General features: G+C 70.5%; 16 protein-coding genes and 1 pseudogene. 6 read left to right on the top strand and 11 right to left on the bottom strand.

The genetic code is table 11. From position 1 onward, the window contains the following. Positions 1 to 6: 6 nt before the first annotated feature. The gene (locus tag QZV97_RS00270) at positions 7 to 576 is read right to left on the bottom strand and encodes a PaaI family thioesterase (protein ID WP_295636456.1); all 570 of its coding nucleotides are present in this window, start codon (positions 574 to 576) and stop codon (positions 7 to 9) included. Between the two features lie 50 nt (positions 577 to 626). Here QZV97_RS00270 and QZV97_RS00265 point away from each other — a divergent pair, with 50 nt between their 5' ends. Both QZV97_RS00265 and QZV97_RS00260 read left to right on the top strand, forming a co-directional pair. Beyond that, positions 627 to 1,085, top strand: a complete 459-nt coding sequence (locus tag QZV97_RS00265; protein WP_295636453.1) for a MarR family winged helix-turn-helix transcriptional regulator — start codon at positions 627 to 629, stop codon at positions 1,083 to 1,085. After that, on the top strand, positions 1,078 to 2,316 hold the full coding sequence (locus tag QZV97_RS00260) for an MFS transporter (protein ID WP_295636450.1): 1,239 nt from the start codon (positions 1,078 to 1,080) through the stop codon (positions 2,314 to 2,316). Before QZV97_RS00265 ends, QZV97_RS00260 begins: the two co-directional genes overlap by 8 nt. Positions 2,317 to 2,335: 19 nt before the next feature. Here QZV97_RS00260 and QZV97_RS00255 read toward each other — a convergent pair whose 3' ends face one another. Genes QZV97_RS00255 through QZV97_RS00245 form a run of 3 tightly spaced genes read right to left on the bottom strand, consistent with a single transcriptional unit; the run spans position 2,336 to position 4,673 of the window. Next, a complete protein-coding gene (locus tag QZV97_RS00255) occupies positions 2,336 to 2,911 on the bottom strand; it encodes a TMEM165/GDT1 family protein (RefSeq protein WP_295636447.1) in 576 nt (191 codons plus the stop codon). Continuing rightward, on the bottom strand, positions 2,908 to 3,696 hold the full coding sequence (locus tag QZV97_RS00250) for an SDR family NAD(P)-dependent oxidoreductase (protein ID WP_295636443.1): 789 nt from the start codon (positions 3,694 to 3,696) through the stop codon (positions 2,908 to 2,910). The genes QZV97_RS00255 and QZV97_RS00250 overlap by 4 nt, the downstream gene beginning before the upstream one ends. After that, entirely contained in the window at positions 3,693 to 4,673 is a 981-nt protein-coding gene (locus QZV97_RS00245; protein ID WP_295636440.1) for an MBL fold metallo-hydrolase, read from the bottom strand. Before QZV97_RS00245 ends, QZV97_RS00250 begins: the two co-directional genes overlap by 4 nt. A gap of 270 nt (positions 4,674 to 4,943) precedes the next feature. On the opposite strand from QZV97_RS00245, the pseudogene QZV97_RS00240 reads away from it, so the two are divergent. From QZV97_RS00240 to QZV97_RS00230, 3 genes and pseudogenes are all read left to right on the top strand, one after another. Then, a pseudogene (locus QZV97_RS00240) lies at positions 4,944 to 6,230 on the top strand (DEAD/DEAH box helicase); the annotation flags it as partial. Positions 6,231 to 6,382: 152 nt separating this feature from the next. Next, positions 6,383 to 6,802 (top strand): VOC family protein, encoded by a 420-nt coding sequence (locus QZV97_RS00235; RefSeq protein WP_295636437.1) that lies wholly within the window; start codon positions 6,383 to 6,385, stop codon positions 6,800 to 6,802. Between the two features lie 16 nt (positions 6,803 to 6,818). After that, positions 6,819 to 7,589: a 2OG-Fe(II) oxygenase gene (locus QZV97_RS00230; protein ID WP_295636433.1), complete on the top strand. Its 771-nt coding sequence runs from the start codon at positions 6,819 to 6,821 to the stop codon at positions 7,587 to 7,589. 14 nt (positions 7,590 to 7,603) lie between these two features. Here the strand turns inward: QZV97_RS00230 and rsgA are convergent, their stop codons facing one another. Genes rsgA through QZV97_RS00215 form a run of 3 tightly spaced genes read right to left on the bottom strand, consistent with a single transcriptional unit; the run spans position 7,604 to position 10,126 of the window. Then, positions 7,604 to 8,518 (bottom strand): ribosome small subunit-dependent GTPase A, encoded by a 915-nt coding sequence (rsgA, locus tag QZV97_RS00225; RefSeq protein ID WP_295636430.1) that lies wholly within the window; start codon positions 8,516 to 8,518, stop codon positions 7,604 to 7,606. Positions 8,519 to 8,531: 13 nt separating this feature from the next. After that, positions 8,532 to 8,804, bottom strand: a complete 273-nt coding sequence (locus tag QZV97_RS00220; RefSeq protein WP_295636935.1) for a 4a-hydroxytetrahydrobiopterin dehydratase — start codon at positions 8,802 to 8,804, stop codon at positions 8,532 to 8,534. Positions 8,805 to 8,848: 44 nt separating this feature from the next. After that, on the bottom strand, positions 8,849 to 10,126 hold the full coding sequence (locus tag QZV97_RS00215) for a M48 family metallopeptidase (RefSeq protein WP_295636427.1): 1,278 nt from the start codon (positions 10,124 to 10,126) through the stop codon (positions 8,849 to 8,851). A gap of 51 nt (positions 10,127 to 10,177) precedes the next feature. Between QZV97_RS00215 and orn the strand changes: the two genes are divergently transcribed. After that, a complete protein-coding gene (gene orn / locus QZV97_RS00210) occupies positions 10,178 to 10,756 on the top strand; it encodes an oligoribonuclease (protein ID WP_295636424.1) in 579 nt (192 codons plus the stop codon). Positions 10,757 to 10,852: 96 nt separating this feature from the next. Here the strand turns inward: orn and QZV97_RS00205 are convergent, their stop codons facing one another. The 4 genes from QZV97_RS00205 to QZV97_RS00190 all read right to left on the bottom strand — a co-directional run bounded on the left by QZV97_RS00205 (position 10,853) and on the right by QZV97_RS00190 (position 12,373). Beyond that, positions 10,853 to 11,092 (bottom strand): CsbD family protein, encoded by a 240-nt coding sequence (locus QZV97_RS00205; RefSeq protein ID WP_295636421.1) that lies wholly within the window; start codon positions 11,090 to 11,092, stop codon positions 10,853 to 10,855. A 53-nt stretch (positions 11,093 to 11,145) separates the two neighbouring features. Beyond that, positions 11,146 to 11,463: a BON domain-containing protein gene (locus QZV97_RS00200; RefSeq protein ID WP_295636418.1), complete on the bottom strand. Its 318-nt coding sequence runs from the start codon at positions 11,461 to 11,463 to the stop codon at positions 11,146 to 11,148. A gap of 104 nt (positions 11,464 to 11,567) precedes the next feature. Continuing rightward, positions 11,568 to 12,107 (bottom strand): ferritin-like domain-containing protein, encoded by a 540-nt coding sequence (locus QZV97_RS00195; RefSeq protein WP_295636415.1) that lies wholly within the window; start codon positions 12,105 to 12,107, stop codon positions 11,568 to 11,570. Then, positions 12,104 to 12,373, bottom strand: a complete 270-nt coding sequence (locus tag QZV97_RS00190) for a hypothetical protein (protein ID WP_295636412.1) — start codon at positions 12,371 to 12,373, stop codon at positions 12,104 to 12,106. The genes QZV97_RS00195 and QZV97_RS00190 overlap by 4 nt, the downstream gene beginning before the upstream one ends. Positions 12,374 to 12,405 lie beyond the last annotated feature (32 nt).

Below are 12,405 nucleotides of genomic sequence, written 5' to 3'. Positions count from 1 at the left end.
CGGCTCTTACGCGGGCTGCGCAGGCTGCGGCTTCGGCAGATCCATGATGAAGCAGGTGGTCGACGCGTGCGCGTAGAGCGTGCCGTCCGGGCCGACCAGGCGTGCATCGGCCGTGGCCGTGCTGCGGCCGAGGTGGATCACACGGCCTTCGGCCCGCACCAGGGGCACCTTGTCCGTCAGTGCGCGGACGAGGTTGATCTTCAGCTCCAGCGTCGTGTAGGTCTTGCCCACCGGCAGGGCCGAATGGACGGCGCAACCCACGGCGGAGTCCAGCAGGGTCGCGAACCAGCCGCCGTGGACCGTGCCAAGCGGGTTGTAGTGGCGGAACTGGGGCCGGCCCTGGAACACGGCGTGGCCGTGCTCGATGTGGACCAGCATGAAGTCGAGCGTGTCGTTGATCGGCGGGCGCGGCAGCGCGCCGGCGAGCAGGGCCTCGAAGAGCTCCAGGCCGCTCAAGGGCGCGACCTGGTCGAGGCGGCTGATGCCGCTGGCCGTCGAGCGGGTGCGCAGGGCGGCTTCATCGGCCTGCCAGCGGGCGAGGGTGGCTTCGGCCTCGGCGGTGGGGAGCTTGCTCATCGGATCGCCCTGAAAGTTGTAGATACAACAATTGTAGCTACAATCAAAGCATGCCGACCGATCCCGTCGCTGTCGCGGCCCCCCAGGGCTGCACCAACCTCAAGCTGCGTCAGCTGAGCCGGGCCGTGACGCGTCACTACGACGCCTACGTCGCGCCGACGGGACTGAAGAACACGCAGTACTCACTGCTGTCGCACGTCGTCAAGCTCGGCCCGATCCGACCGTCGGACCTGGCCACGTGGATGCGGCTGGACGCGTCGACGCTGACGCGCAACCTGCAGCCGCTGATCGCCCAGGGCTGGGTCACGCTCTCCCCGGGCGAGGACGCGCGCAGCCGGCTGGTCGAAGCGACCGATGGCGGCCGTGCCAAGCGTGCCGAAGGCCAGCGCGCCTGGAAGCAGGCGCAGCTGGCGCTGAACGACCGGCTCGGCCCGCCGCAGGTGGCGGCGCTGCACGCCTTGCTGGACGACTGCCTGCAGCGGCTCGATGCCGGGGACGACGATGAGTGAGCCCTCGGCTCCGGCGATCCAGCGGCCCCTGCTCTGGCTGGTGCTGCTGGCGGCGGCCGGCACCTTCGCACTGACAATGGGCATGCGCCAGTCGATGGGGCTGTTCCTGAACACCCTCAACACCAGCACCGGGCTGGGCATCGGCAGCATCAGCCTGGCCTTCGCGTTCGGGCAGTTGTGGTGGGGCCTGACGCAACCCTTCGCCGGGATCGTGGCCGACCGGATCGGCGCCGGCCGCGTGCTCTTCGTCGGCGTGCTGCTGGTGGCGCTGGGCACGGCGCTGACGCCCTTCATGCACACCACGCCCGGCCTGATCTTCGCGATCGGCGTGCTGGCGGCCGGCGGCGCGGGCATGGCTGGTCCGTCGGTGCTGATGGCGGCGACGACGCGCCTGATCGAGCCCGCGAAGCGCGGCATGGCCACCGGCATCGTCAACGCCGGCGGCTCCTTCGGGCAGTTCCTCTTCGCGCCGATCGCGCAGGGCCTCACCGTGGCGGTCGGCTGGGTGGCGGCGATGCAGGCGATGGCGGTCATGGTGCTGCTCGCCTTGCCGGCAGCCTGGGTGCTGCGCGGCAACGCCAGGCATCTCGCTGTATCGGGTGCCCGGCCGCAGACCACGCGCGAGGCCATCCGCGCCGCGCTCGCCGACCCGAGCTATCGACTGCTGTGCGCCGGCTTCTTCGTCTGCGGGTTCCACGTCGCCTTCATCGCGACGCACCTGCCGGGGGTGGTCGCGGCCTGCCAGTTGCCGCCATCGATCGGGGCGTGGTCGCTGGCCGTCGTCGGCCTCTTCAACATCGTCGGCAGCTTCGCGATGGGCTGGGCCATCGGCTACCAGGGCGGGCGCTGGCGCATGAAGTCGCTGCTGTCGCTGGTCTATGCCACGCGCGGCGTCGCCGTGCTGATCTTCCTGCTGGCGCCGAAGACCGAGTTCACGATGCTGGTGTTCGCCGCGGTGATCGGCTTCACCTTCCTGTCGACCGTGCCGCCGACGGCAGGCCTGGTGGCGAAGTTCTTCGGCCCGACGAACATGGCGACGCTGTTCGGCATCGTGATGCTGGCGCACCAGCTCGGCGGCTTCCTGGGCGCCTACTTCGGCGGCAAGGCCTTCGAGTGGACCGGCAGCTACGACGCGATCTGGATCGCCGACATCCTGCTGGCCTTCGGCGCCGCGCTGGTGCACCTGCCGATCAAGGAAGCGCGGCCGGCGCTGCGGCCGCAGGCCGCCTGAGCGACGGCCCGGGCGGTGCTCAGAGCCCGACGCCGGCCAGCACCAGCACCCCCAGCACCGCGAAGACACCGGCGGCGATGCGCCGCACCCAGTGCAGCGGCACGAAGTGCACCGCCCGGTCCCCCAGCAGCACGGCGGGCACGTTGGCCAGCATCATGCCCAGCGTGGTGCCGGCCGTCACCGTCAGCAGCGAGGCGTACTGGGCCGCCAGCATGACGGTCGCGATCTGCGTCTTGTCGCCCATCTCGGCCAGGAAGAAGGCCACCACGGTGATGCCGAACACGCCCATCGGCGAGCGGCTCGGCGGCGGCTCGTCCTCGTCGAGCTGGTCGGGCTTGAGCGTCCACGCGGCGACCGCGAAGAAGCTGATCGCCAGGGCCCACCGCAGCGTCTCGGCCGGCACCACGCCCTGCACCCAGGCGCCGAGCGCACTGGCCATGGCGTGATTGGCCAGCGTCGCGACCAGGATGCCCAGCACGATGGCCAGCGGCTGCCGGAAGCGCGCGGCCAGCAGCAGCGCCAGCAACTGCGTCTTGTCGCCGATCTCGCTGAGGGCCACGACGCCGGTCGAGACGGCGAAGGCTTCGAGGCTCACGCCGCGGCAATCGTGTAGTTCAGCGCCAGCCGTCCGCCGTCGGCGTAGACGATCTGACCGGTCATGTAGCTCGCGGCATCGCTGGCCAGGAAGGCCACGATGTCGGCGATCTCGGCCGGCTCGCCCAGGCGACGCATCGGCGTGCGGCCGAGGATGCGCTGCTTGGCGTCCTCGCTGGTCAGCACGGCCTGCGCCGCGAGCTCGGTCGCGATCGTGCCGGGCGCGACGGCGTTGACGCGCACGCCGCGGTCGGCCAGCGCCAGCGCCATCGCGCGCGTCAGCTGGTTGATGCCGCCCTTGCTGGCGTTGTAGCTGGCGATCGCCGGGATCGCCATCAGGCCGTTGACCGAACTCATGTTGATGATCGCGCCGGCACCCTGAGCGGCCATCGTGCGCGCGCAGGCCTGGCCGACGAGGAAGTGGCCCTTGAGGTTGACCGCGATCACCGCGTCCCAGTCGGCCTCGGTGACGTCCAGGAAATCGGCGGCCTTGAAGATGCCGGCGTTGTTGACCAGCACGTCGACGCGGCCGAACTCGGCGAGCGTCGCTGCCAGCGCCGCCTGCACCTCGGTGGCCTTCGACACGTCGCAATGCGCGTACAGCGCCTGCGCACCCGATGCGCGAAGCCGACCTGCCAGCGCCTCACCCCGCGCGTCGTCGACGTCCCACAGCGCCACCGGCGCGCCCTCGCGCGCGAATCGCTCGGCGCAGGCCGCCCCGATGCCCTGGGCCGCGCCGGTGATCACGGCCACCTTGCCGGCCAATGCGAAGTTCACGGCGTTCATGCGCGCCTCCCGGAGTCGCGGCTCTCGCGGTCCAGCCACACGCCCAGGCCCTGGGCATTGAGCTCGACGTCGACTTCCAGCAGCGCGTCGATGCGGGCATCGTCGAGCGTGCTGCCCTCGGCGCGCAGCCGCTCGCGGTACAGCACCGCGAGGGCCTGCTTCAACGCCGCGTGGCGCTCGGGCACCGCCTGCATCGGGCGCGCCAGCGCGACCATCGCGTCGACCTGCTCGGCGAGCTGCGCCGCCATCGCGTCGACCGCGTCGAGGCGGCCGTAGTGCGTGACGTACATGCACAGCGGCCGGCGCTCCAGCATGCGCGCGACCGAGGCCTTCAGCGCGTCGGGCTCGAACTGCACCGGCGTCGTCGTCGGCAGCAGGTAGCGGCCGCGCGGCGTGACGAACTCCGGGTACGACATGCCGAAGGTGTCGCCGCTGAACCAGCCGCGACTGCGTTCGTCCCAGATGCAATGGTGGTGTCGGGCGTGGCCGGGCGTGTCGATGAACAGCAGCGGCCGCCCGGCCAGGTCCAGCGTCATGCCGTCCTCCGTGCTCAGCACGCGTTCGGCCGGCACCGGCTGCACCACGCCGTAGGTGCGCGCGACCTCGTCGGCGCCGTAGACCGCGCTGGCGCCGTCGACCAGCGCGCTCGGGTCGATCATGTGCCGGGCGCCGCGCGGATGCACCACCAGCCGCGCCGCGGGCAGCTCGCGCATCAGCGAGCCGGCGGCGCCGGCGTGGTCCAGGTGCACGTGCGTGACGATCACGTGGTCCACCGCATCGCGTGCCAGGCCCAGCACGTCCAGCGCGCCCAGCAGCCGGGGCAGGGCCTCGTTGGTGCCGGTGTCGACGTAGGCGGCGCGGCCGTTCTCGACGATCAGGTAGGCCGCGTCGAAACGCGGCCGCACGAAGCCGGTGTCGATCGCGTGGATGCCGTGGCCCAGGGGCTGCAGCCAGTCTGGAATTGCGGATGAAGTCATGCGGCATTCTAGGAACTGGCCCGTTGGAGAGCCGGACCCAGGCACGCGACGCCGGCCTGTGCGACAATCTCGCTGCGCCGCAACAAGTGCGGTGCGCCCCGGGCGACCGGGGCTCTTGCATGTCGTCACCAGTCCGGCCTCGCGCTCCCAGGCGCATTGCTTCCAGGCCCGCACACCGTGCGTTCCGTCTGTTGGTCGATGTGTTGAACCAACCTGCCGTGGATAGTCCACGGCGCTGACGGACCCGCCGGTCACCCCGGCGGTTGAACTGTGACTGACGTTTCGAATTTCGAGGCCCTGGGCCTCGCCGCTCCCCTTTTGCATGCCGTGACCCAGCTGGGCTTCACGCAACCCACCTCGGTGCAGGCCCAGGCCATCCCGGCCGCGCTGAAGGGCGGCGACTGGATGGTGAGCAGCCAGACCGGCAGCGGCAAGACCGCGGCCTTCCTGCTGCCGCTGCTGCATCGCCTGCTGCATGCGCCGGTGGCCGAGGTCGGCCGCGTGGCCGCGCCGCGCATCGTCGTGCTGTGCCCCACGCGCGAACTCGCGCAGCAGGTGGCCTCCGACGCCATCGACCTGATGCGCGGTGTCGGCGACGCGATGCGCGCCGAAGGCAAGCACCACCCGATGCGCGACGCCGTGCGCGGCCTGCGCGTCGCCACCGTCGTGGGCGGCATGCCCTTCGGCAAGCAGCTGTTCGACCTGCGCGGCGCGCAGATCGTCATCGCCACGCCGGGCCGCCTGCTGGACCTGCACACCCGCGGCCAGATCAAGCTCGACGCGACCCAGGTGCTGGTGGTCGACGAGGCCGACCGCATGCTGGACCTCGGCTTTGCCGAAGACCTGGCTGCGATCCAGGATGCGACCGCCGCCCGCGAGCAGACGCTGATGTTCTCGGCCACCTTCGCGCCGCGCATCATGGCGCTGGCCGCCAAGCTGATGCGCAACCCGGGCCGCCTGGAACTGGCGACCGCGCACGACGTGCACGCCGACATCACCCAGACCCTGCACTGGGCCGACGACATGGGCCACAAGCAGAAGCTGCTCGAGCACTGGCTGCGCGACACCGAGGTCGACCAGGCGGTCGTTTTCGCCAGCACCCAGATCGACACCGAGGCCATCGCCGAGGCGCTGCAGCAGATGGGCCACTCGGCCATCGCGCTGCACGGCGCGATGCCGCAGGCGGTGCGCAACCGCCGCCTGCAGAACGTGCGCGACGGTCACGTGCGCGTGCTGGTCGCCACCGACGTCGCCGCGCGCGGCCTCGACGTGCCCAGCATCAGCCACGTCATCAACTTCGGCCTGCCGATGAAGGCCGAGGACTACGTGCACCGCATCGGCCGCACCGGCCGCGCCGGCCGCGCCGGCATGGCGATCACGATCGCCGAGCATCGCGAGCGCGGCAAGATCCGTGCGATCGAGGCCTACACGCGCCAGACCATCGAGGCCAGCGTCATTGCCGGCCTGGAGCCGACGCCGCCGAGGCCTCGCCCCGCCAAGCCGATGCCGGGCCAGCGCCACGGCCAGAACCGCGGCGGCGCCGGCCGTCCGGGCGGCGGCTACGCCGGCAAGGGGCCGCGTCGCGAAGGCGGCCCGCGTTTCGGCCAGCGCGACGGTCGCTAGACCCGAGAAAGAAGTCCCTGGCCCGGCAGGGCCTGGGCCATCGCCCGGACAATCCGGCCGGTCTCCACCGGTCCGGATCGTCCCCGATGAAATACCTGCACACGATGGTGCGCGTCACCGACCTCGACGCATCGCTGCGCTTCTATCGCGACGCGCTCGGCCTCGAGCTGATCGCCAGACGCGAGGTGCCCCAGGGCCGCTTCACGCTGGCCTTCCTGGCCGCGCCCGGCGACACCGAGGCCCAGGTCGAATTGACCTACAACTGGGACCCCGAGGCCTACACCGGCGGCCGCAATTTCGGCCATCTGGCCTATGCGGTGGACGACATCTACGCGATGTGCCAGCGCCTCGTCGACCACGGCATCACGATCAACCGGCCGCCGCGCGACGGCCGCATGGCTTTCGTGCGCTCGCCCGACGACATCTCGATCGAACTGCTGCAGCGCGGCGGTTCGCTGCCGCCGGCCGAGCCCTGGGCCTCGATGCCCAACGTGGGCAGCTGGTGAGGCCAGCATGGGATCGATGAACGAAGCGGTCCTGGCGCAGCGCGGCATCGTCGTCGCGACGATGCCCGGCTCCCTGCCGATGGGTGGCCTGGTCGACGACACGCCGATCCACGCGCTGCAGCCCGGCCTGGCGCTGCAGCCGCGGCCCGAACTGCGGCCGCGCCGCGATGACATCGAGCTCGGCGGCCTGCTGGCCTTCACGATCGGTGATGTCGTCGCGCCCGACGAGGCCGACGCCATCGCCGGCGCGGCCGGGTCGCTGGGCTACCGCGAGGCGGCACCCGGCATCCGCACGGCGCCCGGCATGCGCATGAACAAGTCGGTGCACTGGGTGGCCGACGAGCGCCTGCTCGGGCCTATCCACGCGCGCATCGCGGCGCTGCTGCCGCAGGCGCTGGATGGCCCGCGGCTGCATGGCCGGCTCAGCCACCGCCTCAACATGTACCGCTACGACCGCGGCGACGTGTTCAACCGCCACACCGACGGCGACTGGCCCGGCTACGGTCTCGACGCCTCGGGCCGGCGCATGGTCGAGTGGCCGTCGCCCCTGCGCTCGATGCTGACGATGCTGCTCTACCTCAACGGTCCCGAGGACGGCGTCGAGGGCGGTCACACCCAGCTGTTCCGCCCCGACGGCCGCATCGTCGACGTGGTGCCCAGGAAGGGCTCGGCGCTGTTGTTCCGCCACGGCTTCGGGCCGGGGTCGGTGCTGCACGTCGGCGCGCGCGTGACGGGCGACGTCGCCAAGATCGTGGCGCGCATCAACGTGATGTACGAGCCCGCCTAGCGGGGCGCGGGCCGCTACCAGCGCGTGCGCGCCAGCTCGTCCAGCAGTTCGCCGTAGATGCGCCAGCGGCTCGCGCTGATCTCGCCGCGCTCGACCGCAGCGATCACCGCGCAGCCGGGTTCATGACGGTGCGTGCAGTTGTAGAACCTGCAGCCGCCGGCATGCGCGCGCAGGTCGGGCATGCAGGCCGGCAGCGAGGCGGCCCCGACCTGGCGCAGGCCGAACTCCTGGAAACCCGGCGAGTCGATCAGTGCGCTGCCGACCTCGCGGTCCAGCCAGTACCACTGCGTCGTCGTCGTGGTGTGGCGCCCCGAGTTCAGCGCCTGCGAGATCTCGCCGACCTGCGCGCCGGCGTCGGGCACCAGTGCGTTGATCAGCGTGCTCTTGCCGGCACCCGACGGGCCCAGCAACAGCGTCGCGCGGCCCTGCAGCAGCGGCAGCAGGCGCGCACGCGAGGCCTCGCGATCGGTCTTCAGCGACACCTCGACCAGACCGTAGCCCATCGCGACATAGGCATCGAGTCGCGCGCGCTGCGTCGCGTGCTCGGGCAGGTCGGTCTTGTTCAGCACGATCGTCGCGCCAATGCCGGCGGACTCGGCGGCGATCAGCGCGCGCGCGAGCTGCGACTCGCTGTGCGCCGGGTCGACCGCCAGCCACACCAGCAGGCCGTCGAGGTTGGCGGCGAAGGACTTGGTCTTCCACTCGTCCTGACGGAACAGCAGGTTGCGGCGCGGCTCGATGTGCTCGATCACGCCCTCCTCGTGGTCGCCCCCCGTCGACTGCCAGCGCACGCGGTCGCCGACGACGGCATCGCTCTTCTTGCCGCGCGGATGGCAGATCAGGCGCCGGCCCTCCGGCGTCTCGACGATGTAGTGGCGGCCGTGGCCGGACACCACCAGGCCGAGGTCGAGTTCGACGCTGCGGCTCAAGCCGCGCCCTTCATCACGTGATCAATGCGTCGAGCTTGGCGGCGCAGATGAAGTCGTTGATCGACAGGCCGCCCACCGAGTGGGTGTTGAAGCGCACCGCGCAACGGCTGTAGCTGACCGCGAGGTCGGGGTGGTGGTCCTCGCGGTTGGCGATCCAGGCCAGCGCATTCACGAAGGCGATGGTCTCGTGGTAGTTGGCGAACTCGTAGGTCTTCTCGATCGCGCCGTCGACCGCGGCCCAGCCGCTGACCATGCCGAGGTACTGCCCGATCTCGTAGGGCGTCATCGCGTGATGGCCCTCCATCGGCAGGCAGCGCTGGTCGGCGAGCTTCATGCGGCCGGCTCCAGCGCGCCCATCGCCGCCAGCCGCTCCGAGGCCGGCGGGTGCGAGTAGTAGAAGCGCACGTACAGCGCGTCGGGCGTCAGCGTCGAGGCGTTGTCCTCGTAGAGCTTGAGCAGCGCGGCGCGCAGGTCGCTCGCGCTGGCCTGCGCACAGGCATAGGCGTCGGCCTCGAACTCGTGGCGCCGCGACAGGCCGGCGAAGACCGGTGTCACGAAGAAGGCGAACACCGGGCCGGCCAGCATGAACAGCAGCAGCGCGAGCGCGTCGTTCGGCGCGCCCGCCGCAGGCTGCACGCCCAGCCCGGCGTAGAACCAGCTCTGCTGCGACAGGAAGCCCAGCAGCGCGAAGCCGGCGAGGCTGAGCGCGAACATCGACACCATCCGCTTCGTCACGTGGCGGTGCTTGAAGTGGCCCAGTTCGTGCGCCAGCACGGCCTCGACCTCGGCCGGCGTCAGCTTGCCCAGCAGCGTGTCGAAGAACACCACCCGCTTGGCGTTGCCGAAGCCGGTGAAGTAGGCGTTGGCATGGGCCGAGCGGCGGCTGCCGTCCATCACGAACAGGCCCTGCGCGGCAAAGCCGCAACGTGCCATCAGCGCCTCGACGCGCGCCTTCAGCGCGCCGTCTTCCAGCGGCTGGAACTTGTTGAAGAGCGGTGCGATGAAGGTCGGATAGAGCCACAGGATGGCCAGGTTGAAGGCGACCCACACGCCCCAGGCCCACAGCCACCAGGTGGCGCCGGCCGCGCCCATCAGCCACAGGATCAGCGCGACGATCGGCCCCCCGAGCAGCGCGCCGATCAGCAGGCCCTTGCCCTGGTCCGCCAGCCACAGGCCGGGCGTGCTGCGGTTGAAGCCGTGGCGCTGCTCGAGACGGAAGGTGCTCCAGGCCTCGAAGGGCAGGTCGAGCACGACGCCGATCAGCACGAAGGCAGCCAGCAGCGCGAGCTGGTAGCCGATCGCGCCCAGCACGGGCAGCGCATGGGCGAGCATCCAGGTGTTCAGCGCGTCGAGCCCGCCGAGCAGCGTCCAGCCCAGCAGCACGGCGGCACCGAAGGCCATCGTCAGCAGGCCGAAGCGCAGCCTGGCCAGCGTGTAGTCGGCGGCGCGCTGGTGGGCCTCGAGGCTGACCGTGCCGGCGAAGGCCGGCGGCACCGCGCTGCGATGGGCCGCCACGTGGCGGATCTGCCGCGTGGCGAGCCACGCCTTCGTCAGCAGCGACAGCACCAGGAAGGCGGCGAAATGCAGGGTCAGCACGAGCGAGAGCATGCCGGGGATTTTAGGTGTTGAACGACAATCCGCCCCTCCGCAGGATCACCCATGACCGACACCTCCACCGCCCCGCCGCCCGCCCTGGCCCGCAACGACCAGAACCTGATCTGGATCGACCTCGAGATGACGGGCCTGAGCCCCGTCACCGACCGCATCATCGAGATCGCCGTCGTCGTCACCGACCCCGGCCTGACGCTGCGCGTCGAAGGCCCGGTCTTCGCCATCCACCAGAGCGATGCGGTGCTCGACGCGATGGACGCCTGGAACAAGGGCACCCACGGCCGGAGCGGCCTGATCGACCGCGTCAAGGCGTCGACCATCGACGAGGCCGAGGCCGAGCGTCGCGTCATCGACTTCCTGAAGCAGTACGTGCCGGCGGGCAAGTCGCCGATGTGCGGCAACTCGATCTGCCAGGACCGGCGCTTCCTCGCCAAGGACATGGCGGCCCTGGAGGGCTTCTTCCACTACCGCAACCTCGACGTGAGCACGCTCAAGGAGCTGGCGCGGCGCTGGAAGCCCGGCGTGCTGGACGGCTTCAGGAAGGCCCAGGCCCACACCGCACTGGCCGACATCCACGAGTCGATCGACGAGCTGCTGCACTACCGGGACCACTTCCTCTCGCTCTGAACCCGGCGCCCAGCGTGAAGGCCCGGCCTCCATCAGGAGGCCGGGCCTTCGCGCTTCAGTCGTCGGTTCTGGAAGCGCGGTGGTCAGGGCGACCGATCAGTGACGGCGCGGGCCGCCACCTTCGGTGAACCACTCGTCGCGGGCGCTCTGCTCCCAGGTCGTGACCTGCTTCTCGGCCTCGTCCTTGGCCAGGCCGTAGCGCTCCTGGATCTTGCCCGCGAGCTGGTCGCGCTTGCCGGCGATGACGTCGAGCTCGTCATCGGTCAGCTTGCCCCATTGCTCCTTGGCCTTGCCCTTGATCTGCTTCCAGTTTCCTTCGATGCGGTCCCAGTTCATGTGCTGCTCCTTTGCAGTGGTGGTGGTGGGAAAAACGAAGAACCGGCTTGCGCTCAGCTCTTCACGACGATCGAGTTCTTCACGTCCTTGACGCCATTGGCCCGGCGCGCCAGCACCTCGGCCTGTTCCTTCTCGGCCGAGCTCTTGGCAAAGCCCGACAGCTGCACGGTGCCGTTCAGCGTCTCGACGCTGATCGCCGCGGCGTCGACGGTCTTGTCCTCGACCAGCTTGGCCTTCACCGAGGTGGTGATGGTGGCGTCGTCGACGTACTGGCCGACGGTGGATTGACCGCGGGTCACGGCGCAGCCGCTGGTCACGGCCAGCGTGGTGACGGTGGCGGCGGTCACGATGAGGGTGCGAAGGTTCAGCATGGTGTGGCTCCTTGGATGGGTTGGGGTTTGCGGGTGGATCTCGGTGAGAGCGGCCCCACCCGCGCGGCCGTTTCGTGTCGACGTGCCGACGGATTGCAGGGCGCTCAGCGCTCCAGCAGGTCCTTCAGCTCGTCGGCGTGTTCTTCCTCGTCGCGCAGGATGTCCTCGAGGAGGCGGCGCGTCGTGGGGTCGGTGTCCCCGATCAGGCCGATCATCTGGCGGTAGGCCTCGACCGCGATACGCTCGGCCACCAGGTTGGCCCTGACCATCGCCTTGAGGTCCAGTGAGGTGTCGTAGTCCGCGTGGCTGCGCTCCAGCAGACCGTCCGGCGAGAAGTCCGGCTCACCGCCCAGCTGCACGATGCGCTGCGCCAGCTTGTCGGCGTGCGCGGCTTCCTCGTTCGCATGGACCATGAACTCCTCGGCCACCTGGGGCGAGGACATGCCGTGCGCGGTGAAGTGGTGGCGCTTGTAGCGCAGCACGCAGACCAGCTCGGTGGCCAGCGCGCCGTTGAGCAGGCGCACGATGCCGTCGCGCCACGGACCGTAGCTCGGCGTCACCGCGCCTTCGTCGAGGTCGCGGGTCGCCGCCTTCAACGCCTTCTCGTCGAGCGTGAGTTGTTGCGGTTCGAGGGTCTTGTTCATCTCGTGGGCTCCTTGGTGTTGCCGGCCTTGCGCGGTGCGCGGGGCTGGCGCGGGGTCTCGGGCTGGATCTCGGGCAACTCGTCGTGGTCCTCGCGCCGGCTGGCCAGCAGCCCGACGACGACGAGCAGCGCGAACACCACGATCAGCAGCGCATACCAGGCGATGGCCGGGGGCGCCTCGCTCATCGCTGCCTGGGCCCGGGCCGACGCCGGGGCGACGACCGGGACGCAGGGCAGCAGCAGCAGCGAGACGGGGGGCCGGGACATGGAGTGCGCTTCATTCGATTTCTGTTGACTCG

The sequence above is a fragment of the uncultured Methylibium sp. genome (assembly GCF_902826655.1).
In the GTDB taxonomy this organism is placed as follows: Bacteria; Pseudomonadota; Gammaproteobacteria; order Burkholderiales; family Burkholderiaceae_C; genus Methylibium.
Note: the sequence above shows the minus strand (reverse complement) of the source record. Positions and strands in the feature narration are given on the sequence as shown.

Excerpts from the sequence above, each read along its gene's own strand:
- QZV97_RS00200 (WP_295636418.1), bottom strand. The coding sequence starts at position 11,463 with ATGCTGAACCTTCGCACCCTCATCGTGACCGCCGCCACCGTCACCACG.
- QZV97_RS00215 (WP_295636427.1), bottom strand. The coding sequence starts at position 10,126 with ATGCTCTCGCTCGTGCTGACCCTGCATTTCGCCGCCTTCCTGGTGCTG.
- orn (WP_295636424.1), top strand. The coding sequence starts at position 10,178 with ATGACCGACACCTCCACCGCCCCGCCGCCCGCCCTGGCCCGCAACGAC.
- QZV97_RS00250 (WP_295636443.1), bottom strand. The coding sequence starts at position 3,696 with ATGAACGCCGTGAACTTCGCATTGGCCGGCAAGGTGGCCGTGATCACC.
- QZV97_RS00265 (WP_295636453.1), top strand. The coding sequence starts at position 627 with ATGCCGACCGATCCCGTCGCTGTCGCGGCCCCCCAGGGCTGCACCAAC.
- QZV97_RS00245 (WP_295636440.1), bottom strand. The coding sequence starts at position 4,673 with ATGACTTCATCCGCAATTCCAGACTGGCTGCAGCCCCTGGGCCACGGC.
- QZV97_RS00195 (WP_295636415.1), bottom strand. The coding sequence starts at position 12,107 with ATGAACAAGACCCTCGAACCGCAACAACTCACGCTCGACGAGAAGGCG.
- QZV97_RS00260 (WP_295636450.1), top strand. The coding sequence starts at position 1,078 with ATGAGTGAGCCCTCGGCTCCGGCGATCCAGCGGCCCCTGCTCTGGCTG.
- QZV97_RS00230 (WP_295636433.1), top strand. The coding sequence starts at position 6,819 with ATGAACGAAGCGGTCCTGGCGCAGCGCGGCATCGTCGTCGCGACGATG.
- QZV97_RS00190 (WP_295636412.1), bottom strand. The coding sequence starts at position 12,373 with ATGTCCCGGCCCCCCGTCTCGCTGCTGCTGCTGCCCTGCGTCCCGGTC.
- QZV97_RS00220 (WP_295636935.1), bottom strand. The coding sequence starts at position 8,804 with ATGACGCCCTACGAGATCGGGCAGTACCTCGGCATGGTCAGCGGCTGG.
- QZV97_RS00235 (WP_295636437.1), top strand. The coding sequence starts at position 6,383 with ATGAAATACCTGCACACGATGGTGCGCGTCACCGACCTCGACGCATCG.
- QZV97_RS00270 (WP_295636456.1), bottom strand. The coding sequence starts at position 576 with ATGAGCAAGCTCCCCACCGCCGAGGCCGAAGCCACCCTCGCCCGCTGG.
- QZV97_RS00205 (WP_295636421.1), bottom strand. The coding sequence starts at position 11,092 with ATGAACTGGGACCGCATCGAAGGAAACTGGAAGCAGATCAAGGGCAAG.